The sequence below is a fragment of the Streptomyces cavernicola genome (assembly GCF_029968035.1).
Lineage (GTDB): Bacteria > Actinomycetota > Actinomycetes > Streptomycetales > Streptomycetaceae > Streptomyces > Streptomyces cavernicola.
In genome coordinates this window covers 1-25,196 of the sequence record NZ_JASCIQ010000013.1, presented here as the reverse complement: position 1 = coordinate 25,196, position 25,196 = coordinate 1, and the positions used below count along the sequence as shown (strand labels likewise).

The window sequence follows — 25,196 nt, the reverse complement described above, 5'->3', positions numbered from 1 at the left end:
TCCCGCCCCGCCGTCATCCCCTGCCGCGGAGGCCCCTGTGCGTACGCCCCCAACTCCCGCCACCGGGAGGACATCCCGGACGCCACGCTCCCCCTTGCTGCTCGCCGGTCTCCTGGCCGGCGCCGGGGTGCCGCCCGCCAACGTGCAGATGGCGGTGGACTGGCGCAAGCGCCCCGCGCCGCTGCGAAACGCCGCGTACGCGCGCGTGCCGATGCAGGCGTCGCTGATCCTGTGGGCGCGCAGCGTGGCCCGGTCCACGGAGGCCGCCGTATGAGCGGGCAGAGCGAGCAGGCGGGCGGCCGGCGCGGGCAGCGGCTCGAAGTCGGCGCTGTGGTCGAGGACTTCACGCTTCCGGACGAGCAGGGGCAGCCCACCTCGCTCTCGGGCCTGCTCGCCGCGGGCCCGGTGGTGCTGTTCTTCTACCCGGCCGCCCTGACGCCCGGCTGCACTGCGGAGGCCTGCCACTTCCGCGACCTGGCCGCCGAGTTCGCGGGCGCGGGCGCGCAGCCGGTCGGCATCAGCTCGGACGGGGTGGCGCGGCAGCAGGAGTTCGCCGACAGGCACTCGCTCGGCTTCCCGCTGCTCTCGGACCCGGAGGGCGTCGTGCGCGAACGTTTCGGGGTGGCGCGCGGTTTGGCCCTGCTTCCGACGAAGCGGGCCACGTTCGTGATCGACGTGCAGCGCCGCGTCGTCGAGGTGGTCCGCAGCGAGTTCCGCATGAGCGCCCACGCGGACCGTGCGCTCACGGCCGTACGGGCCCTGGGCTGAGCGGATGAGGATTCCCGAGCGGCGCGTCGAGCTGGCCGCCGGAGCCGACAGCGAGGGCCGGTTCGGCGGCCCGTCGACGGGTGACGAGCGGGCCCTGCTCACGTCGGTGCTCGACGCGCAGCGCGCCACCCTGCAGCTCAAGTGCGCAGGATTGGGGCCCGAGTTGGTCCAGCGGTCGGTGCCGCCGTCCTCGCTCTCGCTGCTCGGCCTCGTACGGCACCTGGCCGATGTGGAGCGCCGCTGGTTCCGCGCCGTGCTCGCCGGGCAGGACGTCGAGCTGCGCTTCTCGTCCCCGGAGGTTCCCGAGGGGGACTTCGACGGGGCGGAGTCCGGGCCGGAGGCCGTCGCCGCGTCCTGGTCGGCCTGGCACTCCGAGGTGGCCTTCGCACAGGCACTGGCGGCCGAGGCGCCGCATCTCGATGTGGAGGGGCACGACGCCTGGCGGGGCACGGTCTCGCTGCGCTGGGTGATCATCCACATGATCGAGGAGTACGCCCGCCACAACGGCCACGCCGACCTGATCCGCGAACGCATCGACGGATCGGTCGGCGTGTGACCCGGGGGTGACGGGGCAGCTGGTCGGCCGTCAGCTCTCAGCCGTCAGCCGTCAGCCGTCAGCGCACGACATCGAAGACGTTCAGCTGGATGCCGTTGGCGTACGCCTCGTGCTCGAGGAGCTTCAGCTTCTGCGCGTCCTTGTCGGTCTCGCTGAAGAGCCGCTTGCCCGCGCCGAGCAGCAGCGGGAACACGAGCAGGTGGTAGCGGTCGATGAGTCCGGCGTCGGAGAGGGCCCGGTTCAGGGTGGCGCTGCCGTGCATGAGGATCGGGCCGCCCTCGGTCTCCTTCAGGGCCGCGACGTCGTCGAGCGAACGCAGGATCGTCGTCTCGCCCCAGTTCGTCACCAGGTCGCCCTCGGTGAGGGTGGTGGAGACGACGTACTTCGGCATCGGCTTGTAGTCCGCGAACTCCTCCATGTCGGGCCACACCGGGCTGAACGCCTCGTAGCTCGTGCGGCCGAATAGGAGCGCGGAGGCCTCCTTCTCCTCCCGGCCCTTGATCTCGTACGCCTCCGGCAGGAACTCCATGTCCTTGAAGGTCCAGCCGGAGTTGCGGTAGCCGGGCTCGCCGCCGGGCGCCTCCACGACGCCGTCGAGGGAGACGAAAGCGGTGCTGATCAGGGTGCGCATCTTCAGGTTCCTCGCTGCCTCGGGTCTCGGTTCGCTGTTCTCGGATCTATGACTGCGGCCCCCGGCAGAACTCATCGGTCGGGGCCGATCATTCTTTCGAGGTGGTCGTGCAGGACTCCGTGGGCCTGGCTCGGCGTGAGGTGGCCGATCAGGACGTGCGCGGTGAGGCCGTCCGTCAGGGCAAGCAGGGTGCGGGCGGCGAGCTCCGCGTCCGGGGGCGGGCCCGCGGACGCGTGGCGCCGCCCGGACGCCTCCGCGATGAGCCGGCTGAACAGGTCCTGCAGAGCAGCGTAGTTGGCGCGCAGCGTCGCCGCGAGCGTCTCGCTGACGGCGGCCTGCGCGACGAACGCGAGCCACACGCGCGCCTCGGTGCGGTGCTCGGGGCGCAGCAGCGCGACCTCGGTGGCCGCGTGGCCGAGTGCGGTGCCCGCCGACTGCGCGGGGCTGCTGCGCAGCCGGGCCCCCACGCGTTCGGTGACGCGCTCGCCGACGTGCCCGAGGGTGAAGGTGAGCATCTCCTCCTTCGTGCGGAAGCAGCGCTGCACGGCCCCCATGGAGACCTGCGCCCGCTCGGCGACGTCGCGCAACGTGACGCCCTCCAGGCCGCGTTCGTCCGCGAGCAGGCAGACGGCCTCGGCGATCTGCCGGCGTCGCCCCTCGTGGTCCACCTGCTTGGGCATACGCGTCCTCTCGCTCCTGCTTCGGTCGGCTGCGACTTCGGCTTCGACTTCGGCTTCGACTTCCGCCGAGTTTATTCGATGCAGGCGCATCGGTTCATCGGTTACTGTTCATCCCGTTCCGATGCAAGCGCATCGGAACGCCGGAGCAGGCGCATCGGAAAGAACTGGAAGGGCCGTCATGCACACACCCCCACTCCCGGCACGCGATCCCCTCTGGCGCATGACCGCCACCGAACAGGCCGCGGCCGTACGGGACGGGCGGATCTCGGCCGTCGAGCTGGTCGACAGCCACCTGGAGCGCATCGCCGAGGCCGACCCGCAGGTGAACGCCGTGACCCAGCTCCTGGCCGAGCGGGCCCGCGAGTCCGCCGCGGAGCTCGACCGGCGCCGGGCGGCGGGCGAGGAGCTCGGGCCCCTGGCGGGCGTGCCGTTCACGGTCAAGGAGACGACGGCGATCGAGGGCGTGCCCACGACGTACGGGACGCCGCGCTTCCGCGACCTGGTCGCACAGGCCGACGCTCCCCCGGTGGCCCGGCTGCGCGCGGCGGGCGCCGTCCCGATCGGGCACAGCAACATGCCGACGCTGATCCTCGCGGGCATGCACCCGCGCAGCGAGCTGTTCGGCGAGACCCGCAACCCGTGGGACCCGGAGGTCACTCCGGGCGGCACGAGCGGCGGGGACGGCGTGGCCGTCGCCACCGGCATGGCGGCCCTCGGCCTCGGCAACGACTCCGGCGGCTCGATCCGCATCCCCGCCCAGTTCTGCGGGGTGGCCGGGCTCAAGCCGACGTCGGGCCGCTTCCCCGCCGACCACCGGATGGCCGGCCCGGACGATCCGGGCCCGGCCTCGCAGAACCTCGTCGTCGACGGCCCCCTCGCGCGCAGCGTGCGGGATCTGCGCGGCGCGTACGAGGTGTTGGCCGGGGCCGACCCGCGCGATCCCCGGGCACTGCCGGTGCCCGCGTACGGCCCGGCGCTGCCCGGCCCCGTGAAGGTGGCGGTGGTCGCCGACCCGGGCGGGCAGGGTGTGCACCCGGCGATCCGGGCGGCCGTGGAGCGCGCGGCGGACGCGCTGCGCGACGCCGGGTACGACGTCCGCGAGGTGCAGGACGCGCCGCGTCTCGACGAGGCGCTGGACGCGTACGGGCGGATCACGCTGACCGAGTTCTCGGCCGCCTGGCCGGTGGTGCGGACCCTGCTCGGCGAGGGCGGCGACCGCTACATCCAGCTGGCGATGGACCGGACCGAGCCCGCGAGCGTCCCCGAGTTGATGAAGCTGATGGGCACATGGCTGAACATCCGGCGCAGTTGGGCCGAGTTCCTCGACGCGTACCCGCTGCTGCTCGGGCCCGTCTTCACCGAGCCGCCGGTCGAGCCGGGCCTGGAGTCGCGGGACGCCGCGGGCCGGGACCGGGTGGCCCTGGGCATGCGGATGTGCACCGCGACCAGTTTCGTCGGTGTGCCGGGCGTGGCCGTGCCGACCGGGCTCGTCGACGGGGTGCCCGCCGGGGTCCAGATCGTGGGCCGGGCGTTCCGCGAGGACCTGTGCCTGGACGCGGCCCAGGCAGTCGAGGACCGCCTCGGGGTGCTCACGCCGGTCGATCCACGGCCGGCCCGGATGCGCTGAACTGCCGTGCGGGGGCGGGCAGATGGGCCTCAGTGCCCGCCCGGCACCTCCTCCCGCGAGGCGACCGAACCGTCCGACAGGATGAGGAACTCCCGGTCCCGCGCGGTGAGCACCTTGAGGAATCCGGGCTCGGCCTGCATCACGTACCCCCGCAGCACCTCCCCGCCGCGCAGCTCGATGCGCTCCAACGGCACCCAGGGCGTACGCACCGTCGCGGCGCCGAGGAGCAGGGCGAGGACGATCAGCGCGCCGAGGTGGCGCGTCGACCACAGCGCCGCGCGACGCAGCCTGCCGCCCGCGCGCAGCCCGTACCCGATGCCCAGGTACAGCGCGCAGACGGCCGCCACGACCGGGGGCAGCCACCAGGCGTGGAACGAGACCACGTACACGCCGACGGCGACCAGGGCGATGACCAGGAGCACGAACCCCGCCAGGTCGTGCCTGTGGTGCAAGTGTCTTTCCAGGACGCCCTGTTGGGGCTCGCTCGACTTTCGGTACGCGACGACGAGGCGGAGCACGGCGACCGGGACGAGCAGGGCGAGGAACACCGTCGCGGCGAGCGAGTCGGCCATCACCGTGCCCAGGACGATGCCGACGCTGTCGTTGAGGTCGATGGTGTGCAGGACGGCGAAGGCGGTGTGCCAGTCGTAGTGCGAGACCGCGAAGAGCCGCAGGACGAGGAAGAGGAACGCGGCGGTCGCCACGGTCAGGCCCGTGCCCGACCCGAGCTCGGACTCGCCCTCCTCCTGCCCGTCCGCCGCCACGCGCGCGTGCTCCACGCGGCGTCGGCCCGCGCCCGCTCCGCCTGCTCCGTCTGCTCCGCCTGCTCCGCCTGTCGCGTCAAGTGCCATGCCCTCAACATCACATGAGCCTCTGACACCCCCCATACGGACACGCCTGGGTATGTGCTCCGACCACACCCGGCGCGCCCTGCCGCGCCCTGCTAGCCGATCGTCAGCGTCGCCTTCGCCTTCGTCGTCGAGGTGTTGCCCGCATACACATCGATCGGGCCCGGTTCCACGCGCAGTTCGCCCTTGGGGTCGTTGGTCCAGAAGCCCAGGTCCTCCGCGCCGAGGCGGAAGCGGACGGTCCGGCTCTCGCCCGGTTCGAGGGTGACGCGGCGGAACCCCCGTAGGCGGCGGACGGGTTGGGCGATGCTCGCCGCGAGGTCGTGGACGTAGAGCTGCACGACCTCGTCCCCGGTGCGCTTGCCGGTGTTGCGGACGGCCACGGCGACCTCGACGGTGTCGCCCCGGTGCAGCGCGTCCGCGTCGATCCTCGTCGTGCTGAGGCGGGGCCCGCCGACCGCGAAGGTGGTGTAGCCCAGGCCGTGGCCGAAGGGGAACTGCGGGCCGGGCGGGAGGTCCAGGTACTTGGAGGTGTACTTGTTGTCCGCCGCGTACGGGCGGCCCGTGCTCTCGTGGTTGTAGTGCACGGGGAGCTGGCCGACGCTGCGCGGGAACGATACGGGCAGCTTGCCGCCGGGGCCGACGGTGCCGAAGAGCACGTCGGCGATCGCGTGCCCCGCCTCGATTCCGGGGTGCCAGGCTTCGAGGACGGCGGGCGCCTCGTCCAGCCAGTCGCCGATGGTCAGGGGGCGGCCGTTGACGAGGACGACGACGAACGGCCTGCCGGTCTCCGCGATCGCCTCGATCAGCTTCTCCTGGCCGCCGGGCAGGCCGAGTTCGCTGCGCACGGCGGCCTCGCCGCTGATCGCCGGCGGCTCTCCGACGACGACGATCGTGACCTCGGCCGCCTCCGCCGCCGCGACGGCCTCGCCGATGCCCGAGGTGTCCTCGCCCGCCGGATCGACACCCCGCGCGTACGTCACCTCGGCTCCGCCCGCCGCTTCACGGACCGCGTCGAGCACCTTCCCCGAGCGGAACTTCTCCTGTGCCAGGGGGAACGTCCAGGTGCCGAGCAGGTCGGCGGAGTCGGCGAAGGGGCCGACGACGGCGATGCTCGCGGCCGCCTTGTCGAGGGGCAGCGTGCCCTTGTCGTTCTTCAGGAGCACCATCGAGCGGGCGGCCGCCGCGCGTGCGGCCGCGCGCGTCTGCTTGGTGGGCGCGGCGACGGCCGCCGCCTCCTTCACGTACGGCCGGTCGAAGAGGCCGAGGGCCGACTTGAGGAGGAGGACACGGGTCACCGCGTCGTCGAGGCGCTCCTGCGGGATGCGGCACTCCTTGAGGAGCTGCTTGCCGTGGTCGGCGAGGGTGGTGCTGACCATCTCCAGGTCGAGGCCCGCGTCCAGGGCGAGTCGGGCGGCGTCCGCGGGGTCGGCGGCGAAGCCGTGGGCGATCAGCTCCTGCACGCCGTTCCAGTCGCTCACCACCACCCCGTCGAACTCCCACTCCTCCTTGAGGATCTCGGTGAGGAGGTGGCCGTTGCCGTGCGCCGGTACGCCGCTGACGGTGTTGAACGCGGCCATCACGGTGGCCGCCCCGGCGTCCAACGCGGCCCGGAACGGCGGCAGATAGAGGTTGCGGAGGCGGGACTCGGACACGTCCACGGTGTTGTAGTCGCGGCCGCCCTCGGCTCCCCCGTACGCGGCGAAGTGCTTGGCGCAGGCGGCGACGCGGTCGGGCGCGGAGAGGTCCTCGCCCTGGTAGCCACGGACCTTGGCGGCGGCGAACCGGGCGGTGAGGTACGGGTCTTCGCCGCAGCTCTCGGCGATCCGGCCCCAGCGCGGCTCGTGCGTCACGTCCATCATCGGCGAGAACGTCCAGTGCACGCCGTTGGAGCGGGCCTCCTGCGCCGACACCTCGCCGTCCCGCTCGGCCACCGCCGGGTCGAAGCTCGCGGCCTGGGCGAGCGGGACGGGGAACGTGGTCAGGCAGCCGTGGATCACGTCGAGCCCGAAGAGGAGCGGAATGCCGAGCCGGGACTCCTCGACGGCGATGCGCTGCAGCCGGTTGCTCTCCTCGGCCCCGAACATGTTGAGGACCGAGCCGAGGCGTCCGGCGCGGGCCGCGTTCTCGACCTTTTTGTTGTCCGGATTCCCCGGCCCGGTGGCGAACGCCCAGGAGAGCTGCTGGAGTTGGCCCAGTTTCTCCTCGACCGTCATCCGTGCGAGGAGGGCGTCGATCCGGTCGTCGACAGGCCGGGTGCGGCGCGCCGCGCCCGCTCGCCGGGACGGGCCCGCCGCGCCTCGGGCTGCGGGCCCCGTGGACGCCTGTGCCGTGGTCTCCGTCGTCGGGTGCGCTGCGGTCGCCGTGGGCGCCTGCGCGCCCGTCGTGCCGCCCACCGCGACCGTACCGCCGAGCGCGGCGAGCACGGTTCGCCGTTGTACTCCAGCCATGAGCCCATCCCTTCAGCGCCTCCTCCACACCGTCCCGCCGGACCGCCCGGAACCAAACGCGACCGGCGGCTGATTCCGCCAGTCGAGGCCGGTTCGGGGTCCGCCGCCGCGGGAAGGAGAGCGGGAAGGAGAGACGACAGACCGTCCGAACGCCGCCGTCACGGCGCGGACGCCCTCGACGGCTCGTGACGTGCGCGGCCGACCCACCGAGAGGGAGTGACCGACATGCGCGCCCCAGGGCGCAACCGGCGCCGCACCGCACGCGTCGAGTACCACCTGCCGCAGCAGCCCAACTCCGCCCACAGAGCACGGCAGTTGACCCGCCTGTTCCTCGCCGCCCGCGGGCCCGGCCGACCGCCGTACGGTGCCGATCCGGGCAGCGCCGTCCTCGTGGTGTCGGAGCTGGTCACCAACGCGACGCGGTACGGCGAGGGCTCCTGCCGGCTCCGCCTCTCCCTCGACAGCCGGGACCGCCTGGTCGTCGAGGTGCACGACCACGGCCCCGGCCGCCCGCAGCTCGCGCCGCCCTCCCCCACCGCGGAGGGCGGCCGCGGCATCACCCTCGTACAGGCCCTGTCGCGCAGCCTCTCCGTCGTACGGGACGGGGAGGGCGCGGGGAAGACCGTGCGCGCGGAACTGACCTGCGCGTACTCCGAGTAGCTGCCTACTTCAGCGCGCCCGCGACCACCGCGGCCGCGTCGGCGACCAGGGCGTTCTCGTGCTCGGCGGCTTCCTCGGTCCGGTTGGTCAGGACGGCGACGACGAGCGGGGCCTCGTCCGGGCGCCACACCACCGCGATGTCGTTGCGGATGCCGTAGTTGCTGCCCATGCCGCTCTTGTCGCCGACGACCCAGCCCTCGGGCAGGCCGGCAGGGATGAGCTCGGCCCCGGTGACGTTGGTGCGCAGCCACTTCGTCAGCTGGGCGCGGTCACGCTTGCCGAGGGCGTCGCCGAGCACATAGGCGCGCAGGTCCTCGGCGAAGGCGCGGGGGCTGGTGGTGTCGCGGTCGCTGTCCGGGTCCCAGACGCTGAGGCCCGGCTCGTCGCGCTCCATCCGCGTCACGTCGTCGCCGAGCTCCTCAAGGAGGCCGTCGAGCCCCTTGGGGCCGCCCAGGTCTTCGAGGAGCAGGTTGGCGGCGGTGTTGTCGCTGTAGCGGACGGCCGCGTCGCAGAGTTCGCGCAGGGTCATGCCGGTCTCGACGTGCTTCTCGGTGACGGGGGACGCGTCGACCAGGTCGCTCTTCTCATAGCGGACCAGGCGCTCCATGCCCCGGTCGTCGTGCTTGCGCAGCACCGCGCCCGCGGCGAGGGCCTTGAACGTGGAGGCGTACGAGAAGCGTTCGCGGTCGTTGTACGCGACCTCGCGGCCGGTTCCGGTGTCGATCGCGTAGACACCGACGCGGGCGTCGTACCTGCGCTCCAGCTGCTTGAACTTCTTTGCTGCGGCGGCCTGTTGAGGGTTGCCGGTCTTGTCGGTCGCCTTAGGGGTGGCCTTCCCGGCCGCCGAGGCCGGTGTCGCTCCGCCCTTCTTCGGCGTCTCGTCCTGGCCGCCGCAGGCCGTGAGGGGTACGAGGACGAGCGCGGCGAGTGCGAGGGCCGCGCGGTGCATGGTGTGCCGTAAACGAGTGTGCGGTGAAGGTGAAGGGGTCATGGGGTGACTCTCACCGGCGCCCTGCCATGCGGTCCAATACGTTCCCGTGCGATTCCATGCCGATCTCGCATAGGGTCCGGTCCGTGGATCTCGTGGGGGCGTGCCGGGCGTTCATCGCCGTGAGCGAGTGCGGAAGTTTCACCGTGGGCGCGGCGGCCGCGCGCCTTTCGCAGCCGGTGGCCAGCCGACGGGTGGCGGCGCTCGAAGAGCACTTCGGGGAGCGGCTGTTCGAGCGGACGGCGCGGCGCGCGCTGCTCACGCCGTTCGGCCGGGACATGCTGCCCGCCGCGCGCCGCCTCGTGCAGGCGGCCGATGTGCTGCTGCACGAGGCGGAGGCGGCGCGCCGCAAACCGTGGCGGCTCGCGGTGCCCGGAATCTGCCCCGCCGCCAATCTGGCCCGTCTGGTGGCCGAGGCGCGCGGGCACGGCGTCACGCTCGACCTGCGCGTCGCCGGTCCCGCCGAGCGCAGCGACCTGCTCCACGCCCAGCAGGTGCGGGCCGCGCTGCTCGCCGTGCCGGAGCGGGACGCCACCTGGTCGGTGCCGCTCGGCGTGGCCGCGGCCGCGGACCCCGGGGTGCGGCGCGTGTATCTGGAGACGCTGCGTGTGGGGCGTACGGGTGCCGGTCCGGCCCGCCGGGTGTGGGTGCAGCCGGAGGACGACGTGCCGCACATCCGCGATCCGCTGACCCGGCTGCGCGACGCGGTCGGCCTGCGGCCCGCGCAGCTCGCCGTGGGCGCGGACCTGCCGACGGCCGCCGCTGAAGTCCTGTGCTCGCGCGACCTGTTGGTCTGTTCACCCGCCCAGGCCGCCGAACTCGGCCTGCGCTGGCGGCCGTTGGGCGAGGCGAGCCTGGTACGCGGCTTCGCCCTCACGGCCGCCGCGGATGAGCGGCCGCAGCAGATGCAGGAGCAGTTGGGCGACGCGATAGCCCGCTGCCTCACCGCCGCCACGCCCTCCCTCACTCCTGTCGGCGGACGCCCCGAATCGGCACCGACGTACGAGGTCACCTCATGAACAGCCCCGAGAAACTCCTGCGCGAGATGCGGGAGTTGCTCGACGAGGGCGGTCTGCGCGCCCGCATGCTCGTACGCGATCTGGATACGGGCGCGGAGCTGGGGATCGAGCCGGACACGCCGCTGCCGTCGTCGTCCCTCGTCAAGGTGGCGCTCGCGTTGGCCACGGTGGAACGCATCCGGCGCGGCGAACTCGACGGCTCGACGCCCCTCGGCGTCCGGCCGGGGCGCGTCACGACGCCGGGCCCCACGGGCATCAGCCGCTTCCGGCATCCCGTGCGGATCGCGGTCGACGACCTCCTGTACCTCAGTACGTGTCTCAGCGACAGCGCGGCCGCCGAGGCACTTTTCGACCTCACACCGCCGGACCAAGTGGCCGGACTCCTGGGCGAGTTCGGGATCAGCGGCATCACCGTACGGCACAGCATGCGCGAGCTCGCCGACACTCCGGCCGAGCGGTTCGACGCCGCGCAGGCGCATCTCGCGCACGCCCTCGCGATCGACTCGGGCACGGGCGGGAGCAGCCATCGAGTGCCGCAGCTCGACATCACGCACGCCAGCAACGGCAGCGCACGCGCGTACGTGGACCTGCTGCAGGCCCTGTGGCGGCCGTCGCGGATCCCGGCCGAGTCGGCGGCGCGGCTGCGGGAGCTGCTCGCGCACAACGTGCTGCGGCAGCGGCTCTCCCCGGACTTCGCCTCCGATGCGACGACCTGGTCGTCGAAGACGGCAACGCTGCTCAATCTGCGGCACGAGATCGGCGTGGTGGAGCACTCCGACGGTCAGGCCTTCGCGGTCGCGGTGCTCACGGAGTCCCGGGTGCCCGCGCAGGCCCAGCCGGGCGCGGAGGCGCTGATGGCCCAGGTCGCGCGCACCCTGCGGGACTACTTGCGCCAGCTCTAGCCCGTCACCCCCAACTGGCCGTCAGGCGCGGCGAGTTGCGGTCACGGTGAGGGTCGCGTACGGCACCGTGAACGAGCCGCCGAGCGCGTCGACGGCGGCGCCGACCTCGTCGAGGACCTCCCGCACCTGCTCGGGCGCGAGCCGGGTGAGGGTGCCGTGGGTGGGCATCTGGTCCAGCCAGGCGTCGCGGGTGTACGTGTGCTCCCAGTCGTGCCGCCACTCCTCGGGGGCGGTGAAGTCGCCGCCGGCGCGGATGCCTTCGGCGGCGGCGTCGAGGAGGTGCTGGTACCCGTCCACCGCGCGGGCCGTGGCGTCGCCGAGGCGGAACGGGGCGTCGGGGGCCACGCGCCGATAGGCGGCGCCCAGGGCGCGGGTCACCTCAGGCGGCAGCTCGGGGACGTTCCAGAACACGGCGAGCCGACCGCCCGGCAGGAGCGCGCGGGCGGCGACGGCCGCGGCCGCGGCGGGGTCCAGCCAGTGCCAGGTCTGCCCGGAGACCACGGCGTCGAAGCGGCGGCCCGCCGGGTCCCAGGACTCGAAGGCGGCCACCTCGACCTCGACACCCGCCGCGCGCGCGAGCTCGGCCATACGCGCGTCCACATCGACGCCGAGGACGCGGCAGCCGGCGTCGGTGAGCTGGCGGGCGACGATGCCGGTGCCGCAGCCGACGTCGAGCACGCGCGGGCCGTCACCGCCGGGAGCGTCACGCGCCGTCGTACCCGCGAGGCGGTCGACGAGAGCCTGCGGATAGCGGGGTCTGCTGCGGTCGTAGCGGGCGGCGTCCATGCCGAACGAGCGGGCGGCCTGCCGGAGTTGGGCGGATTCGCAGGCCGGGCGAGCAGAGGGACCCGAGGGTACAGTGGGCATGCGCCCACTGTAGTGGGCACATGCCCACTCACCAAGGGCTCGCCCAGGGTTCACTCAGACCGAGCAGCGAAAGAGGTCTCCACGGTGCCGACAGGGGTCGCCATCCGCGACGTACGCGAGCAGCTCTTCGACGCGGCGGAGCGGGTACTGCTGCGGGACGGGCCCAACGCTCTGACCAGCCGGGCCGTCACCACGGAGGCGGGGTGCGCGAAGGGCGTCCTGCACCGCCACTTCGAGGACTTCGACGCGTTCCTCGCCGACCTCGTCCTCGACCGCGTCCGCCGCCTGGAGGCGCGGTCCGAGGCGCTGTGCGCGGCGGCAGGGACGGGCACGGTGGTCGACAACGTCGCCGAGGAACTGGCGGAGCTGTTCGGCTCGGTGGCCGTGGCGATGGTCGGGCTCGTCACGTCACGCGACGCCCTGCGGGCACGGCTGCGCCGGACCACGCCGACGGGCGTCCCCCTCCTCACCGAGGCCACGACGATGTTCGCGGCCTACCTCGCCGCCGAACGCGACCTCGGCCGGCTGACGGCCGGCGCCGATGTGCGGATGCTGGCGCCGGCCGTCGTCGGTACGGGGCATTTGCTCTTTGCGGACCGGACAGGCGCGCGGCCGCAGCCGGGGGCTGTGCGGGAGGTTGTCGCGGGGATCTTGGCGGGCTGAAACCAGGCCCGCCGCTCATTCGCCCCCGCCGAACCGCCCCCTACGGCCGCACGCAAGGCCGCGTCATGATCTCCATGTTGTGGCCGTCGGGGTCGTCGAAGTAGGCGCCGCGGCCGCCGAACAGGCGGTTGATCTGGGCGGGTTGGGTGTGGCCCGGATCGGCGTAGTAGGTGACGCCGACGGTTTCGAGGCGGGCGATCATGCCGTCGAACTGCTCCTCGGGGACGAGGAAGGCGTAGTGCTGGGACTGGACGGGGGATTCCCGTACATACGGGAATTACGTACGGGAAACGAGGGACGCGGAGGATGGGGGCGGGGCTCGTGCCCGCCTCGCGCTCAAGCCGGGGCCGGGAACCCGACTCGTCTGTGGCACATGGCCGACCCGGCAGTCACGTCGATGACTTTATCGGGGGCTTTCCGTGCGCGGCAACGTGGTTGAACTGCGGGGCCGGGCGGGTTCCGTGAAGCAGTCGGCCTCCTGGCCTGTTGACCCGCACCCGCAGCGTCCGCAGAGGGCGCCGAGGCCCGCCAGGATTCCGACGATCACGTACCAGGGCACCGGGAGTTGCTCCACCACGGGTGTGAACGCCGCCACCAGCGCCACGGTCCGGCGAGGGAAGCAGCGTGGCCGCGACGAGGCTCCCCTCCTGGCCCGCCCGACCGTGGCACGGCCCTCGCGAGGGCGGCCTCCGCACTCGAATTCCGGTTCAGCCATGATCCGTTCCTCCTTCCGGTTCTGCTCTGTCATCAGAAGAGCAAGCCGGCCGAACCAGGCACAGGGCTCACAGGGAGGCTCACGAATTGCGGGGCGGGCTCACGTCAACTCCCCGGCCCTACACTTGAGTTGGAGCCGAGGGCCGCAGCGCCCGCGGGAACCGCGGAGGAGGTGGCCCGCATGTCCACACCGCTCACGGGGGCCGAAGCCAAGAGGGGCGCCCGGCCGGAGAACCTCCGGCTGGAGGCCCTCATCGGGGAATGCGGCATCAGCCGCAAGGGCTTCGCCCATCGCCTCAACCAGTTGTGCACCGAGCGTGGCGTCCACAGCGACTACACGCACACGTCGGTCGCCAACTGGTGCCGCCGGGGCATGCGTCCACGCTGGCCGGTGCCCGACCTCATTTGTGTGGTTCTCGCCGAACGCCTCGGCAGGCCGGTCGGGCTCGCGGACATCGGCATGGAAGGTTGTGGCCGGCTCCGACGGTCGGGAAACGCCGGCGGAGAGGACCTGGACGCCGGACTGCGCTTCCCCCGTGAACAGCCGCAGGCGCTCAGCGAGATGACTACGTATTGGAGCACCTTGAACCGACGGAACTTTCTGGCCGCCACGCCCTTCGCGGCCTCGGCGTTCTCCGAACCCGTCACCCGCTGGCTGGTCAGCCCGGCCGAGCCGGCGTCAGGCGGCCTCCCGGCGGCCGGGGCGATGGCCGCCGAGCCCGTGCTCGCGCCGGGCGGCCGCCTCCCCGTCGGGAGGGCGCACATCGAGGAGTTGCGGGAGGTCGCCGATTCGGCCCGCCGCTGGGACTCCCGTTTCGGCGGTGCGGCCACCAAGTCGCGTTCGATCACCGCGTATCTCGACGAGCGTGTCTCGCCGTTGCTGCGCGGCCGCTACACCGACGCCATCGGGCGTGAACTCTTCTCGGTGACCTCTCAGATGGCGCGGCTGGCGGGCTGGACCGCGTTCGACGCGGGAGAGCACCAGGCCGCCCAGCGCCACTACATCCAGGCCCTCCGGCTCGCCCGCGCCGCCGGCGACGAGGGCCTGGGGGCGTACATCCTCACCACCATGGCGATGCAGGCCCTGATGCGCGGCTTCGCCTCCCAGGCGATCGACATGGCGCAGGGGGCGTACGAGCGGGTCCCCGACGCCGACCCGCGGGTGCGCGGCTTCGCCAAGCTCATCGAAGCTCGGGCGCACGCCCGCTCCGGTGACGCCCGGTCCGCGTCCGGCTGCCTCGCCCGGTCCGAGCACTTGCAGGAGCAGGCCGAGGACGGTGGGGGCCGCGGCTCCGACCTGGCGTGGATCGAGTTCTTCAACCGGCAGCGCATCGTCACCGACGCGGTCGAGCTCTTCCGGGACCTCGGCAACCCCAGGGCGGTCTTCGCCTGGCAGGCCCAAGGTGCCATGCCCGGCGACGCGTTCGCCCGCTCCCGCGGGATCCGGCTTTCGATGCTCGCCTCCGCGCACGCCCAGCGCGGCGACCTCGACCAGAGCCTGCGCCTCGGACGCGAGTCCCTGGGCCTGTTCACCCGCCTGCAGTCCGCGCGCGGCGTCGACTACCTCCGCCTGTACTCCCGTTCGCTGCAACGCTGGCAGCGGGAGCCGGCCGTCGTCGCGTACCTCGGCGACGTGCGCAAGCTCGGTCGCACCCTGACGACCGCGGCCTGATCGGGTAGCGCGTTCGAGGGGCGGGCCAGGGCGGTGTTGACGCCGGTTGGGGGCGGTGGCCCGCGCGTCGTACGCTCCGCGCATGAGTCGCCCCCCAAGCCTGGCCCTTGCGCCCAACTGCCGTGCGCACAGCCTGAACACAGCTCGCGGCACGTTCGCGGTCCTGGACGCGCGCCCCCTGCCCGGCACTTCGGAACAGGGAACCGTGCTGCTGATGCCCGGTTTCATCGGCAGCAAGGAGGACTTCCTGCCGCTGCTCGCCCCGCTGGCCTCCGCCGGGTTCCGGGCCGTCGCGGTGGACGGGAGAGGGCAGTACGAGAGCGACGGGCCCGGCAGCGAATCGGCGTACGCCCAGCGGGAGTTGGCCGCCGATGTGATGGCTCAGACCCTTGCGCTCACGGCCGGCGCACCGCACCCGGCCGTCCATCTGCTCGGCCACTCCCTCGGCGGCCTCATCGGCCGGGCCGCCGTACTGGACGTCGCGCCCGCGCCCTGCCCCTGGGCCTCGTTGACGTTGCTCGCATCCGGCCCGGCAGCGGTCTGCCCCGAGCAGCAGGTCCGCCTTCAGCACCTGCTCGGCGCACTGCCCGCGGTCGGCATGGAAACGGTGTGGCAGGAGCTGCACCGCATCGAGCGGTACGGCGAACTCCCGCAGGACGTCGAGGAGTTCCTGCGGCGGCGCTGGTTCGGGACGGACCCGCGGCAACTCCTGGCCGCAGGCCGCCAGCTTCTCGTCGAACCCGATCGCGTGGACGCGCTGGCCGCCGCAGGTCTGCCCGTGCACGTGGTCTCCGGGAGTGAGGACTACGCCTGGCCGGTGACGTGGCAGGACGCGATGGCGACGCGGCTCGGCGCGCGCCGCACCGTGATCGCCGGCGGCAGCCATTCGCCCCAGGTGGAGTTCCCCGCGGAGACGGCCGCCGCCCTCGTGTCCTTCTGGACGTCCGTCGAGTCGGGAGACCGCCGGCGGCCGGTGGGGATGGGGCTGCAGATGTGATGTCACGGTGCGCCGTCACATTGCCCCCGGGCTGCCCCTACGCGAGGCGGGCTCGCCTCATCGGGTCAGCGACCACCGACTGCCACGCGCCGCCGACACCAGCTCCGCGACCGTCGTCAGCTTCGCCCGTGGGCGCCCGTCGGGGCGGCCGCGGGCGATCTCCGCGCGGTCGATCGCCGCCTGCCCGCGCGCGTCCACGAGGCGGCGGTTGCGGCTGCGCGCGAGGCGCTGGAACGCCTTGGGCGTGCCGCTCGGCGCGGGCAGCGCGGCGGCCACGGCGTCGGCGAGCAGCGTGCCGACGGTCTCGGCCGCGCAGGTCCGGTTGGCGCCGATCCCGCCGGACGGGCCGCGCTTGATCCAGCCGACGACGTACGCCCCCGGCATCCCCCGCACGCGTCCGCGCTCGTGCGGAACGGCGCCGGTGGTCTCGTCGAAGGGCAGCCCCGGTACGGCGACGCCCCGGTAGCCGACGGCGCGCAGCAGCATCCCTGCCGCGATCTCCCGTTCCCCGTCGGCCTGTTGGGAGACGCGTACGCCCCGCACCTCGGTCTCGCCCGTCGCCTCGACCGGCTCCGAGTGGAAGCGGAGGACGATCCGGCGTCCGGCGGCGGGTGCGGCCGACCAGTCGGTGGTGCGGCGGCGGACGTCGGCGAGCAGAGCGGCCTTGCCCTGCGACCCGGCCGCGTCGACGGCCGCGTCGACAGCCGCCGCGGTGCGCGGGTCCTCGTCGTCGACGACCAACTCCACGCCGGGCAGGTGCTTGAGGGCGAGCAGTTCCGACTTGGTGTACGCGGCGTGCTCGGGGCCGCGCCGCCCGAGGAGCACGACCTCGCGGACCTTGCTCGTGCGCAGCGCGGCGAGTGCGTGGTCGGCGATGTCGGTGCGGGCGAGCTCGTCCGGGTCGGCGACGAGGATACGGGCGACGTCGAGGGCGACGTTGCCGTTGCCGACGACGACCACACGCTCGGCGTTCAGGTCGACGGCGTCCGGGGCGGTGTCGGGGTGGCCGTTGTACCAGGCGACGAACGCGGCCGCGGCGATACTTCCGGTCAACTCCTCGCCGGGGATGCCGAGTTGACGGTCTGCGGAGGCGCCCACCGCGTAGATCACGGCGTCGTGGTGGGCGGCGATCTCCTCGGTGGTGACCTCGCGGCCCACCTCGATGCCGAGCGCCATCCGGACCCGCGGGTGGTCGTGGAACCGGGCGAACGTCTCCGAGACCTTCTTGGTGCGCGGGTGGTCAGGCGCCACCCCGTACCGCACGAGCCCGCCCGCGACGGGCAGCCGGTCGATCAGGGTGACCTCGGCGTTGGTGTGCAGGAGCAGATCCTCGGCCGCGTACATCCCGGCGGGCCCGGTGCCGACGACGGCGACGCGGATCGGCCCGAAGTCGGAGGGCAGGCTGCGCTCGAACGTCGGCTCGCCCCAGGCGTGGAAGTTCGGCCCGTCGACGGCCGGTTCGGGCTCGCGCTCCTCGTAGTACGCGGCGTTGATCCGCGCGTACTCCCGCTGGGACGGGAACAGGCTGTCCACCGGGAAGATCGCGTCCACCGGGCAGGCGTCGGCGCAGGCGCCGCAGTCGATGCAGGCCTTCGGGTCGATGTGCAGCATCTCGGTGCTGCCGAAGGCCCGCTCCTCCGGGGTGGGGTGGATGCAGTTGACCGGGCACACGGCGACGCAGGTGGCGTCGCTGCAGCAGGTCTGGGTGATGGCGTAGGTCATCTGGTCAGCTCGAATCCGCTCAGGTCTGCTCGGTGGTACGCGTCGTTCATCTCGGGAGGGCGGCCGGTCGGCTCAGACGAGGTTGGCGCGCTTGTAGAAGGCCAGGGCCGGCTTGGTGAGCAGGCGGCAGGAGGCGAGGAACTCCATGAGGCCCGAACAGCTCGCCCGCATCATCGACTTGTGGTGCTCGTTGGCCCTGGCCTCCTTGACGGCCCGCTCCCGGTCGAGCCCGGCGTGCCGGTAGACGTCGTCGTTCACCATGCTGCTGACGATGATGTACGAGGCGATGGCGATGACCAGGGCGTTGATCTGGCGGCGCACGGGTCCGGCCTCGGCGAGGCGCCTGCGCGTCTCGTCGCGGGCGAACTTCATGTGCCGGGACTCCTCGACGACATGGATGTTGTTGATGGTGCGCACGAACGGCACGACGCGTTCGTCGCGCATCCAGTCGCGCTGCATCACGTCGAGGACCTCTTCGGCGACGAGGATCGCGGCGTACGCGGCCTCGCCGAACGCGATCGTCTTGAAGGCGCGGCCCAGTTCGACGACGGCCCGCTTCGGCCGGTACGCGGGCGCGCCGAGCTTCTTCGCGCCGCGGGCGAACATGATGGAGTGCCGGCACTCGTCGGCGATCTCGGTCAGGGCCCACTGGAAGCGTGCGTCGGTGGGGTCCTTGGCGTACATGTCGCGCAGCATCATCTGCTGCAGGATCATCTCGAACCAGATGCCGGTGCTCGCGACGGACGCGGCCTCCTGCCGGGTCAGCTCCTTGCGCAGCTCCTCGCTCAACTCCCGCCAGTACGCGGTGCCGTAGAGGGTGCTCCACTCCGGGCTCGCGCCGTGGAAGTCCTTGTCGAGCGGCGTCTCCCAGTCGACCTCGGTGGCCGGGTCGTACGACAGCGTCGCCGAGGAGTCGAGGAGGCGCTGCGCGACGTCGGAGTCGGGGGACGACGGTCCTTGCGACGTTCCTTGCGACGGCGATCCGGTGTGTGCCGGTGAACCGATGATGCTGCCAGCCATGCTGCGGCTCCTCGCGTCGAGCGTGTCGGGTGTGGTGCTTTGCAGGGTGCTGAGGGGGTGCTGGGGTGCTTGCCGAGTGCTGCTTCCGGTTGCGCGGTACGTGTGCTCGGTACGTGGGGGTACGGGGCGCACGGGCGGCGCTCCGGCGTGCCGGTGCGGGGCCGCGCGCCGTCCCTGGCGCGGTCCGCCGGCGCGCGCGGACGCCTCGGTGCCACGGGCGACAGGATCGCGCCACCCGCTTGTTAGACAGACCGTATAACAAGCGATCCGCTCGGCCTACCCCCGGTAACGAACTTCGTTCGACTCGTCTCCACCGCCCGTCCCCCTGCGGTACGGGGCCCGTGCACCGCCCTGCACCGCCCCGCCCTGCGCCGCCCGCCGCCGCGCCCACGCCGCCCGGCCAGGCAGGACGTGCGGGTGCTGGGCACGGCCGCCGCCTCGGGCCTACGATCCGCAGCAGCCCAGAACTGGGCCCGGCTGCCGGATCCGTGCCATGCCGACATCGGCCGCGGCTCCGGCCCGTCCCGCCGGCACGTTCCGCATGGGGTGAACTCCCGCGCACCCCGCCGCCGGCGAGGACGGCGCGCGCCGGGGGCCGCGGCGGGGAGCGCCGCGCGCCCGGCGTCCCGCGGCCGCCGTCGGAGATCTCTCAGTCCCGGCGGCGGTCGTCGCGGCCGCCACCGCGCGAGGGACAATCGGCGAGCACAGCCACTGATCCGATACCGCACAGGACACAAGGAGCAGCATGTCCATCCACGACGTGGAGATCGACGCCCTGCAGGGCGGCCCCGCGAACCTCGCGCAGTACCGCGGCAAGGCCGTCCTGGTCGTCAACGTCGCCTCCAAGTGCGGCCTCACGCCGCAGTACGCGGGCCTGGAGAAGCTCCAGGAGCAGTACGGGCCGCGCGGGTTCACCGTCCTCGGCGTGCCCTGCAACCAGTTCATGGGCCAGGAGCCGGGCAGCGCCGAGGAGATCGCCACGTTCTGCTCGGCGACGTACGGCGTGACGTTCCCGCTGACCGAGAAGACCGACGTCAACGGCCCCGGCCGGCACCCGCTCTACGCGGACCTCGTGGGCACGGCCGACGCCGAGGGGCACAGCGGGGACATCCGCTGGAACTTCGAGAAGTTCCTGATCGCCCCGGAGGGCCGGGTCGTTGCGCGCTTCTCGCCCCAGACGGAGCCGGACGCCCAGGAGTTGATCGTCGCCGTCGAGGGCGCGCTGCCCGCCTGAGCCGCCTCGCGCCGCACAACTGCGCCGCCGCCGCTGCCTGTCGGTCGCGGCGGCCGTGTCACGCCGGCGGCGGGCGTGACATGCCGGCAGCAGGCGTGTCATGCCAATCGGGTGTCGTCGGACGCTCGGAGCGGTGCGCCTCGCCGCGTTCCCGATCACGCCCCGGAACATGCGGATCATGAGCAACGACCTTCTCGACACGCTCTTTCAGCAGATCACGCTCACCACCGTGCTCGAAGAGCGCTTCGGCCCCAGCCGCCGCTGGCCCCTGCGGATCCGCGCGGCCCACGCACAACTGCGCCAGCTGGAAGAGATCTTGGGCGAGGCCCGCTACGGGACGTTCCTCGACTGCGCGGGCCGCGCCCTTGACCGGTACGCCGAGTCGCCCGCACCCCGGGAACTCCCCACCGCGCATCTCGGCCGCGAGCTCTACCGCACCGACATTCCCGGCACGTTGGAGGAATCCGACGTGGCGTGGGGCATCCTCTTCGGACTCACGATGACGCTTCCGTATCACGAGTACGAATGCGTCGTACGGGCCGTGGCCGAGGCGCGGGTGCGGGATGCGGCGCAGAGCCCTTCGCGTATCGAACTCGACTGAAGCGCGGGCGACTCGACCGGTTCATTACCGGGTGTGCGGCCTTGGGTGATTCCCGAATGGCTTCGGGGGTCCTGGAGTTGGTGAACTCCGGCTTTCCCACGGGTATGCGAACGGGTGCGCGGCTCGTCCGCGCATACGAAAAGGAGTGCCGCCACTGGTGGCGGCACTCCCTTGAAATCGGTTGGTTCAGCGGGCGGATTCGTAGGCTTCGCGGACCGCGGCGGGGACGCGGCCGCGCTCGCTCACCTCGTACCCGTTCTCCCTTGCCCAGGCCCTGATCGCCGACGAGTCGTCGGACTTTCCGCCGGCCGGCTTGCGCTTCCCCTTCGGCTTGGAGCCGCCGCGGATTCTGCGGGCGCCGTCCGCGTGCAGATAGGGGTTGAGCAGTTCGAGCAGCTTCTCGTAGTTCTCGTCGGTGAGGTCGATTTCCACACCCGCACCGTCGACGAGAATGCTGTGCGTGGCGATTTGCTCCGACTCTTCGCCGGTCAGGTCGTCCACGTATGTCGTAATTACCTTCTGGGCCATGCGACCGACTATAGGCCCAGTCGAGTGAGCCCCGTACCGGATGTGCCGTCATTCTCACGGAACTCTTCCGCTTTGTTCCCGCACAACTCCTCTTCTGGTACTGGGGGCTGAACGGTCAGTCGTCGTCGCGGCCGTTGTCGTCGCGGCCGTTGTCGTCACCGTCGTTGTCGTCGTGGTCGTGGCGGTCGTCGTGGTCGGCGGTGAGCTTGCCGGTGCGTACGTCGACGTTCCAGTCGCTGTCCTTGCCCGCGGCGTCGGCGGTCTCGATCTCCCAGCCCTCGGAGGTGTGGCCGGGGCGGCCGTCGTCGTCCAGGTCGATCGAGGTGACGAATCCCTTCGCCGCGGCGTTCTTCGCGGCCTGCGCGGCGTCGGCGGTCGCGCCCTTCAGGGCCGTACGGGCCTCGCGGGCGTCGTCGCGCTCGTTCTCGGTCTCCGTGCCGAGGATCTTGCCGGTGACGGCGTCGAGGTGGACGGTGTGCCAGGCGTCGCCCTGGCCGAGGATGTCGACCTCCCAGGCGAGGCGCTCGTTCTTGCCGTCGCTTCCGTTGCCGTCGCTGTCGTCTCCGTCCTCTTCGTCGAGTTCGGCGGAGACCGCGGTGCCCGCCTGGTGCTTGAGCGCGGCCTCGACGGCCTGGGCGGCGGTGAGCTTCGCGTCGGCGGGGCGGGCTTCGTCGCGGTCGTCGTCGCGGCGGTCGTCGTCGCGGCGGTCGTCACGGTCGTCGTCCCGGTCGTCGTCCTGCAGCGTGACCTGGGAGCTGCTCTGCTCCGCACGGGCCTCGGAACGCCCGGCCTCGTCGTCGCCGCCGGCGAAGGCGAGCGCGGAGCCGCCGCCCACGAGGGCCGCTGCTACGACGGTGGCGATGACGATCTTGCGCTTCATGAGGTTCCTCCCCTGTCGTTCCCTGTTGACGGGCACCAATGTCGCGCAATGAAGCTGAAGCCCTCCTGAAGGCACCTGAAGCCGTCTTCAGGTTCACGGTTCCCTGCTGATGAGGCGCGGTTCTCCGTTCCGGTTTCGGGGCGGCAGGGGGCGGGCGGATACTGGACCGGTGAGCGTTTCGCACATCAAGCCCCATCTGCGGTGTCTGCACAGCAGCGGCGGCGACCTCGGGCACGCGGTGGCCGAGCGCGCGGTGGAGCGGGCGGCCGGAACGTCCGACGTGACGCCCGCGCCCGTGGGCCCGCCCGTACACGTACTGGTCGTGCACACCGGACGCCCGGCGGATCTGCGCTGGTCGGCGGACGGCACCGCGCGGCGGGAGCGGTTCCACGCCGGGGAGGCGCTGATCAACCCGGCGGGCTGGGCCGCGCGCCCGCGCTGGCGGGACGACGTGGAGCTGATGCTGCTCGGCATCGACCCGGTGTGGCTGGAGAAGCTGGCCGTCGAGGGCGGGGCGAGCGGCCCCGTGGAGCTGGCGCCGCACTTCCACTTCACGGATCCGCTGCTGCGGCTGCTCCTGGAGCGCCTGGTCGACGAGTACGGCAGCCCCGGACCGGCCGACACCCTGTACGCGCAGTCGCTCGTGCAGGCGGCGGCCGCGGTGGTGCTGCGCCTGGCCGGGCAGGGGCGTGCGCCCGGGGCGCGGGCGGGCGGGCTTTCGCCGCGGCGGCTCGCCGAGGTCGTCGACTTCGTCCACGCCAACCTCGCCGGGAAGGTCACGCTCGCGGAGCTCGCCGCGGTGGCCGGGGTCAGCGAGTCCCACTTCACGCGGGCGTTCCGCGAGTCGACGGGCGAGTCCCCGCACCGGTACGTGACGCTGCGCCGCCTCGACCACGCGCGCCGCCAACTGACGCGTACGGACCGGCCGATCGCGGACATCGCGACCGAGTCCGGCTTCGCCGACCAGAGCCATCTGACGCGCACGATGCGCCGGTACGAGGGGGCCACGCCGCGCATGCTGCGCGACGGTTCCGCCTAGGGCGTCTCCTCCGGGTCCCGGGTTCCCGAACAGGCCCTGGCTTCCCCAACTACCCGGATCAGGCAACGCGGTTCGGGAATCCTGAGCCCGTCCAGGTGCGTTCGGACAGGTGCCGCTCCTACGCCCCTGCTTCGTCCAGGAGACCTCTCCCATGTCAAAGCCAGAGATCGACGCCGTGGTGTTCGACGTGCTCGGCACGCTCGTCGACGAACCCGCCGGCATCCGGGCCGGCGTGCGTGAACTCGACCCCGCGCTCGACGAGTCCAGGGTCGAGGAGCTGTTGGCGCTGTGGCAGCAGCACATCGACCACGAGCAACGCCGCATGGCCGACGGCGTCCGGCCCTACGCCCCGAGCGACGCCCTCGACCTGGAAGCCGCCCGGCTGGTCGCCGAGGCCACCGGAGTCGACGACCCGGCCGCGGTGGCGGCCCTCGCCCTGTCAGCTCGCCGGTTGCCGCCGTGGCCCGACACCGCGGCAGGGCTCGCCCGGCTCGCCGAACGGTTCCCGCTGATCGGACTCTCCAACGCGAGCCGGACGGCGCTCCTCGGACTCAACGCCCACGCGGGACTGCGCTGGCACCAGGCGCTGTCCGCCGAGGAAGCCCGCACGTACAAGCCGGACCCTGCGGTCTACCGACTGGCCGTCACCGTCGCCGGACTGCCGCCCGAGCGGCTGCTCATGGTCGCCGCCCACGCCTGGGATCTGCGCGGGGCGCAGAAGCTCGGCCTGCGCACCGCATACGTCGCCCGCCCCGTCGGCGACCCGCCCACCTCCTCGGACGGCTTCGACCTGCACGCCGCCGACCTCGCCGACCTGGCGGACCAGCTCGAACGACTCGACCAGCTCGAACAACTCGACCATTTCGACCACCGCGTACGAACGAGTGGTTCGTTCCAGAGCTGAGCGGAACGTTCAAGATCGGGGCGGGTCCGCGGGGCGAGGCTGGGGGCGTCGCGGATGCCCGGCGTCCCGGAGCAGCCGTGACGTGACACGTCAGGAATCGCTCAGGAGGGCCCGTCATGGTCAGCACCCCGGACAGGACACTCGACGGCAAGGTCGCCTTCGTCGGCGGCGCGTCCCGCAATCTCGGCGGGCTCATCAGCACCACGCTCGGCGCGGAGGGCGCACTCGTCGCGGTCCACTACAACAGCGACTCCTCGCGCGCCAAGGCCGAGGACGTCGCCGACCAGATCAACGCGGGCCCCGGCCAGGCCTTCACCGTCCAGGCCGACCTCACCCGCGTCCCCGAGGTGGAGCGGGTCTTCGACGAGGTCGTACGGAGGTACGGGAAGCTCGACTTCAGCGTCAACACCGCAGGGATGGTCCTGAAGAAGCCGTTCACGGAGATCACGGAGGAGGAGTACGACCGGATGTTCGCGGTCAACTCCAAGGCCGCGTTCTTCGTGATGCGCGAGGCCGCCCGGCGCATCGAGGACGGCGGCAAGATCATCACCGTGCTGACCTCGCTGCTCGCCGCCTACACCGGCCTGTACTCCTCGTACGCGGGCAGCAAGGCACCGGTCGAGCACTTCACGCGGGCCCTTTCGAAGGAGCTGTTCGGCCGGAACGTGTCGGTCAACAACATCGCGCCCGGACCGATGGACACGCCGTTCTTCTACCCGGCCGAGGACGAGGGTTCCATCGCGTACCACCGGTCCTCGGCGATGAACGGGGATCTGACGAAGATCGAGGACATCGTTCCCTGGGTCCGCCACCTGCTCACCGACGGCTGGTGGGCCAACGGCCAGACGATCTTCCTCAACGGCGGCTACACGACGCGCTGACGAGACGTGCCCTGTGCGTACAGGGCCAACCAGGGACAGGGTCCCGCCGGGTCGCTCGAACTGGCGGGACCCTGCGCGTAGTCGGCCCGTACTCCTGTGGATGGGACCATGCGCGCCTTTGTCCGGAATACTGAGGCCAGGTCCCCTCCGATGGGGTTTCCGGCGCCGTCAGGGGCGCGGGGAACTGCGCGACCAGCCACGACGGCGCTTCAGCCGGACAACGGCCGGGGCCCGGGGGCGGAGCCCCCGAAGCCGACCGCAGGTCTTTCGGGAAGGGGCGGGGAGGGAGCCGGGGGTCCCGATCCGGGAATCCGGGGTCCGGGAGTCCGGGGAGGGCCGCCCCCC

The 25,196-nt window shown here is 72.4% G+C and carries 25 protein-coding genes and 1 pseudogene; 15 read left to right on the top strand and 11 right to left on the bottom strand.

The window, feature by feature from the left end; genetic code table 11:
- Window positions 1–94 precede the first annotated feature (94 nt).
- The 3 genes from QIS96_RS14240 to QIS96_RS14230 are packed head-to-tail and all read left to right on the top strand — an operon-like array spanning window position 95 to window position 1,324.
- Complete coding sequence (locus QIS96_RS14240; protein WP_282543051.1) at window positions 95–274, top strand: DoxX family protein; 180 nt, start codon at window positions 95–97, stop codon at window positions 272–274.
- Window positions 271–768 carry a peroxiredoxin gene (locus QIS96_RS14235; RefSeq protein ID WP_282542918.1) on the top strand — a complete coding sequence of 166 codons (498 nt, stop codon included), beginning with the start codon at window positions 271–273 and terminating at the stop codon, window positions 766–768. The genes QIS96_RS14240 and QIS96_RS14235 overlap by 4 nt, the downstream gene beginning before the upstream one ends.
- 4 nt (window positions 769–772) lie before the next feature.
- Window positions 773–1,324 (top strand): DinB family protein, encoded by a 552-nt coding sequence (locus QIS96_RS14230; RefSeq protein ID WP_282542917.1) that lies wholly within the window; start codon window positions 773–775, stop codon window positions 1,322–1,324.
- Between the two features lie 58 nt (window positions 1,325–1,382).
- Here QIS96_RS14230 and QIS96_RS14225 read toward each other — a convergent pair whose 3' ends face one another.
- Window positions 1,383–1,955: a dihydrofolate reductase family protein gene (locus QIS96_RS14225; protein WP_282542916.1), complete on the bottom strand. Its 573-nt coding sequence runs from the start codon at window positions 1,953–1,955 to the stop codon at window positions 1,383–1,385.
- Window positions 1,956–2,026: 71 nt separating this feature from the next.
- Entirely contained in the window at window positions 2,027–2,635 is a 609-nt protein-coding gene (locus QIS96_RS14220) for a TetR/AcrR family transcriptional regulator (RefSeq protein ID WP_282542915.1), read from the bottom strand.
- 178 nt (window positions 2,636–2,813) lie between these two features.
- Here QIS96_RS14220 and QIS96_RS14215 point away from each other — a divergent pair, with 178 nt between their 5' ends.
- Window positions 2,814–4,262: an amidase gene (locus QIS96_RS14215; RefSeq protein WP_282542914.1), complete on the top strand. Its 1,449-nt coding sequence runs from the start codon at window positions 2,814–2,816 to the stop codon at window positions 4,260–4,262.
- Between the two features lie 29 nt (window positions 4,263–4,291).
- On the opposite strand, the gene QIS96_RS14210 is transcribed toward QIS96_RS14215, so the two are convergent.
- Together QIS96_RS14210 and bglX are read right to left on the bottom strand one after the other, a co-directional pair.
- On the bottom strand, window positions 4,292–5,113 hold the full coding sequence (locus tag QIS96_RS14210; protein ID WP_282542913.1) for a hypothetical protein: 822 nt from the start codon (window positions 5,111–5,113) through the stop codon (window positions 4,292–4,294).
- A gap of 92 nt (window positions 5,114–5,205) precedes the next feature.
- Window positions 5,206–7,560 carry a beta-glucosidase BglX gene (gene bglX / locus QIS96_RS14205; RefSeq protein WP_282542912.1) on the bottom strand — a complete coding sequence of 785 codons (2,355 nt, stop codon included), beginning with the start codon at window positions 7,558–7,560 and terminating at the stop codon, window positions 5,206–5,208.
- 225 nt (window positions 7,561–7,785) lie between these two features.
- On the opposite strand from bglX, the gene QIS96_RS14200 reads away from it, so the two are divergent.
- Window positions 7,786–8,220: an ATP-binding protein gene (locus QIS96_RS14200; RefSeq protein WP_282542911.1), complete on the top strand. Its 435-nt coding sequence runs from the start codon at window positions 7,786–7,788 to the stop codon at window positions 8,218–8,220.
- A 4-nt stretch (window positions 8,221–8,224) separates the two neighbouring features.
- On the opposite strand, the gene bla is transcribed toward QIS96_RS14200, so the two are convergent.
- Window positions 8,225–9,211 (bottom strand): class A beta-lactamase, encoded by a 987-nt coding sequence (gene bla / locus QIS96_RS14195; RefSeq protein ID WP_282542910.1) that lies wholly within the window; start codon window positions 9,209–9,211, stop codon window positions 8,225–8,227.
- A gap of 83 nt (window positions 9,212–9,294) precedes the next feature.
- Here bla and QIS96_RS14190 point away from each other — a divergent pair, with 83 nt between their 5' ends.
- Complete coding sequence (locus tag QIS96_RS14190; protein ID WP_282542909.1) at window positions 9,295–10,227, top strand: LysR family transcriptional regulator; 933 nt, start codon at window positions 9,295–9,297, stop codon at window positions 10,225–10,227.
- Window positions 10,224–11,129: a serine hydrolase gene (locus QIS96_RS14185; RefSeq protein ID WP_282542908.1), complete on the top strand. Its 906-nt coding sequence runs from the start codon at window positions 10,224–10,226 to the stop codon at window positions 11,127–11,129. The genes QIS96_RS14190 and QIS96_RS14185 overlap by 4 nt, the downstream gene beginning before the upstream one ends.
- Before the next feature lie 21 nt (window positions 11,130–11,150).
- Here the strand turns inward: QIS96_RS14185 and QIS96_RS14180 are convergent, their stop codons facing one another.
- Window positions 11,151–11,996, bottom strand: coding sequence for a class I SAM-dependent methyltransferase (locus tag QIS96_RS14180; RefSeq protein WP_282542907.1), 846 nt, complete (start codon window positions 11,994–11,996; stop codon window positions 11,151–11,153).
- A gap of 84 nt (window positions 11,997–12,080) precedes the next feature.
- On the opposite strand from QIS96_RS14180, the gene QIS96_RS14175 reads away from it, so the two are divergent.
- On the top strand, window positions 12,081–12,659 hold the full coding sequence (locus QIS96_RS14175) for a TetR/AcrR family transcriptional regulator (RefSeq protein WP_282542906.1): 579 nt from the start codon (window positions 12,081–12,083) through the stop codon (window positions 12,657–12,659).
- A 40-nt stretch (window positions 12,660–12,699) separates the two neighbouring features.
- Here QIS96_RS14175 and QIS96_RS14170 read toward each other — a convergent pair.
- A pseudogene (locus QIS96_RS14170) lies at window positions 12,700–12,924 on the bottom strand (VOC family protein); the annotation flags it as partial.
- 630 nt (window positions 12,925–13,554) lie between these two features.
- On the opposite strand from QIS96_RS14170, the gene QIS96_RS14165 reads away from it, so the two are divergent.
- Both QIS96_RS14165 and QIS96_RS14160 read left to right on the top strand, forming a co-directional pair.
- Entirely contained in the window at window positions 13,555–15,045 is a 1,491-nt protein-coding gene (locus tag QIS96_RS14165) for a sporulation protein (RefSeq protein ID WP_282542905.1), read from the top strand.
- 82 nt (window positions 15,046–15,127) lie between these two features.
- Entirely contained in the window at window positions 15,128–16,042 is a 915-nt protein-coding gene (locus QIS96_RS14160; RefSeq protein WP_282542904.1) for an alpha/beta fold hydrolase, read from the top strand.
- A 57-nt stretch (window positions 16,043–16,099) separates the two neighbouring features.
- Here the strand turns inward: QIS96_RS14160 and QIS96_RS14155 are convergent, their stop codons facing one another.
- The gene (locus QIS96_RS14155) at window positions 16,100–17,764 is read right to left on the bottom strand and encodes an FAD-dependent oxidoreductase (protein ID WP_282542903.1); all 1,665 of its coding nucleotides are present in this window, start codon (window positions 17,762–17,764) and stop codon (window positions 16,100–16,102) included.
- 72 nt (window positions 17,765–17,836) lie between these two features.
- Entirely contained in the window at window positions 17,837–18,784 is a 948-nt protein-coding gene (locus QIS96_RS14150) for an AurF N-oxygenase family protein (RefSeq protein WP_282542902.1), read from the bottom strand.
- Between the two features lie 745 nt (window positions 18,785–19,529).
- On the opposite strand from QIS96_RS14150, the gene QIS96_RS14145 reads away from it, so the two are divergent.
- A complete protein-coding gene (locus tag QIS96_RS14145) occupies window positions 19,530–20,018 on the top strand; it encodes a glutathione peroxidase (protein WP_282542901.1) in 489 nt (162 codons plus the stop codon).
- Window positions 20,019–20,196: 178 nt separating this feature from the next.
- Entirely contained in the window at window positions 20,197–20,619 is a 423-nt protein-coding gene (locus QIS96_RS14140) for a hypothetical protein (RefSeq protein ID WP_282542900.1), read from the top strand.
- Between the two features lie 186 nt (window positions 20,620–20,805).
- Here the strand turns inward: QIS96_RS14140 and QIS96_RS14135 are convergent, their stop codons facing one another.
- Both QIS96_RS14135 and QIS96_RS14130 read right to left on the bottom strand, forming a co-directional pair.
- Window positions 20,806–21,147 (bottom strand): histone-like nucleoid-structuring protein Lsr2, encoded by a 342-nt coding sequence (locus QIS96_RS14135; protein ID WP_282542899.1) that lies wholly within the window; start codon window positions 21,145–21,147, stop codon window positions 20,806–20,808.
- A 115-nt stretch (window positions 21,148–21,262) separates the two neighbouring features.
- Window positions 21,263–22,027 (bottom strand): PepSY domain-containing protein, encoded by a 765-nt coding sequence (locus QIS96_RS14130; RefSeq protein ID WP_282542898.1) that lies wholly within the window; start codon window positions 22,025–22,027, stop codon window positions 21,263–21,265.
- 169 nt (window positions 22,028–22,196) lie between these two features.
- Here QIS96_RS14130 and QIS96_RS14125 point away from each other — a divergent pair, with 169 nt between their 5' ends.
- The 3 genes from QIS96_RS14125 to QIS96_RS14115 all read left to right on the top strand — a co-directional run bounded on the left by QIS96_RS14125 (window position 22,197) and on the right by QIS96_RS14115 (window position 24,851).
- The gene (locus QIS96_RS14125; protein WP_282542897.1) at window positions 22,197–23,066 is read left to right on the top strand and encodes a helix-turn-helix domain-containing protein; all 870 of its coding nucleotides are present in this window, start codon (window positions 22,197–22,199) and stop codon (window positions 23,064–23,066) included.
- Between the two features lie 151 nt (window positions 23,067–23,217).
- Window positions 23,218–23,970: a haloacid dehalogenase type II gene (locus tag QIS96_RS14120; RefSeq protein WP_282542896.1), complete on the top strand. Its 753-nt coding sequence runs from the start codon at window positions 23,218–23,220 to the stop codon at window positions 23,968–23,970.
- Window positions 23,971–24,086: 116 nt separating this feature from the next.
- Window positions 24,087–24,851: an SDR family oxidoreductase gene (locus QIS96_RS14115; RefSeq protein ID WP_282542895.1), complete on the top strand. Its 765-nt coding sequence runs from the start codon at window positions 24,087–24,089 to the stop codon at window positions 24,849–24,851.
- Window positions 24,852–25,196 lie beyond the last annotated feature (345 nt).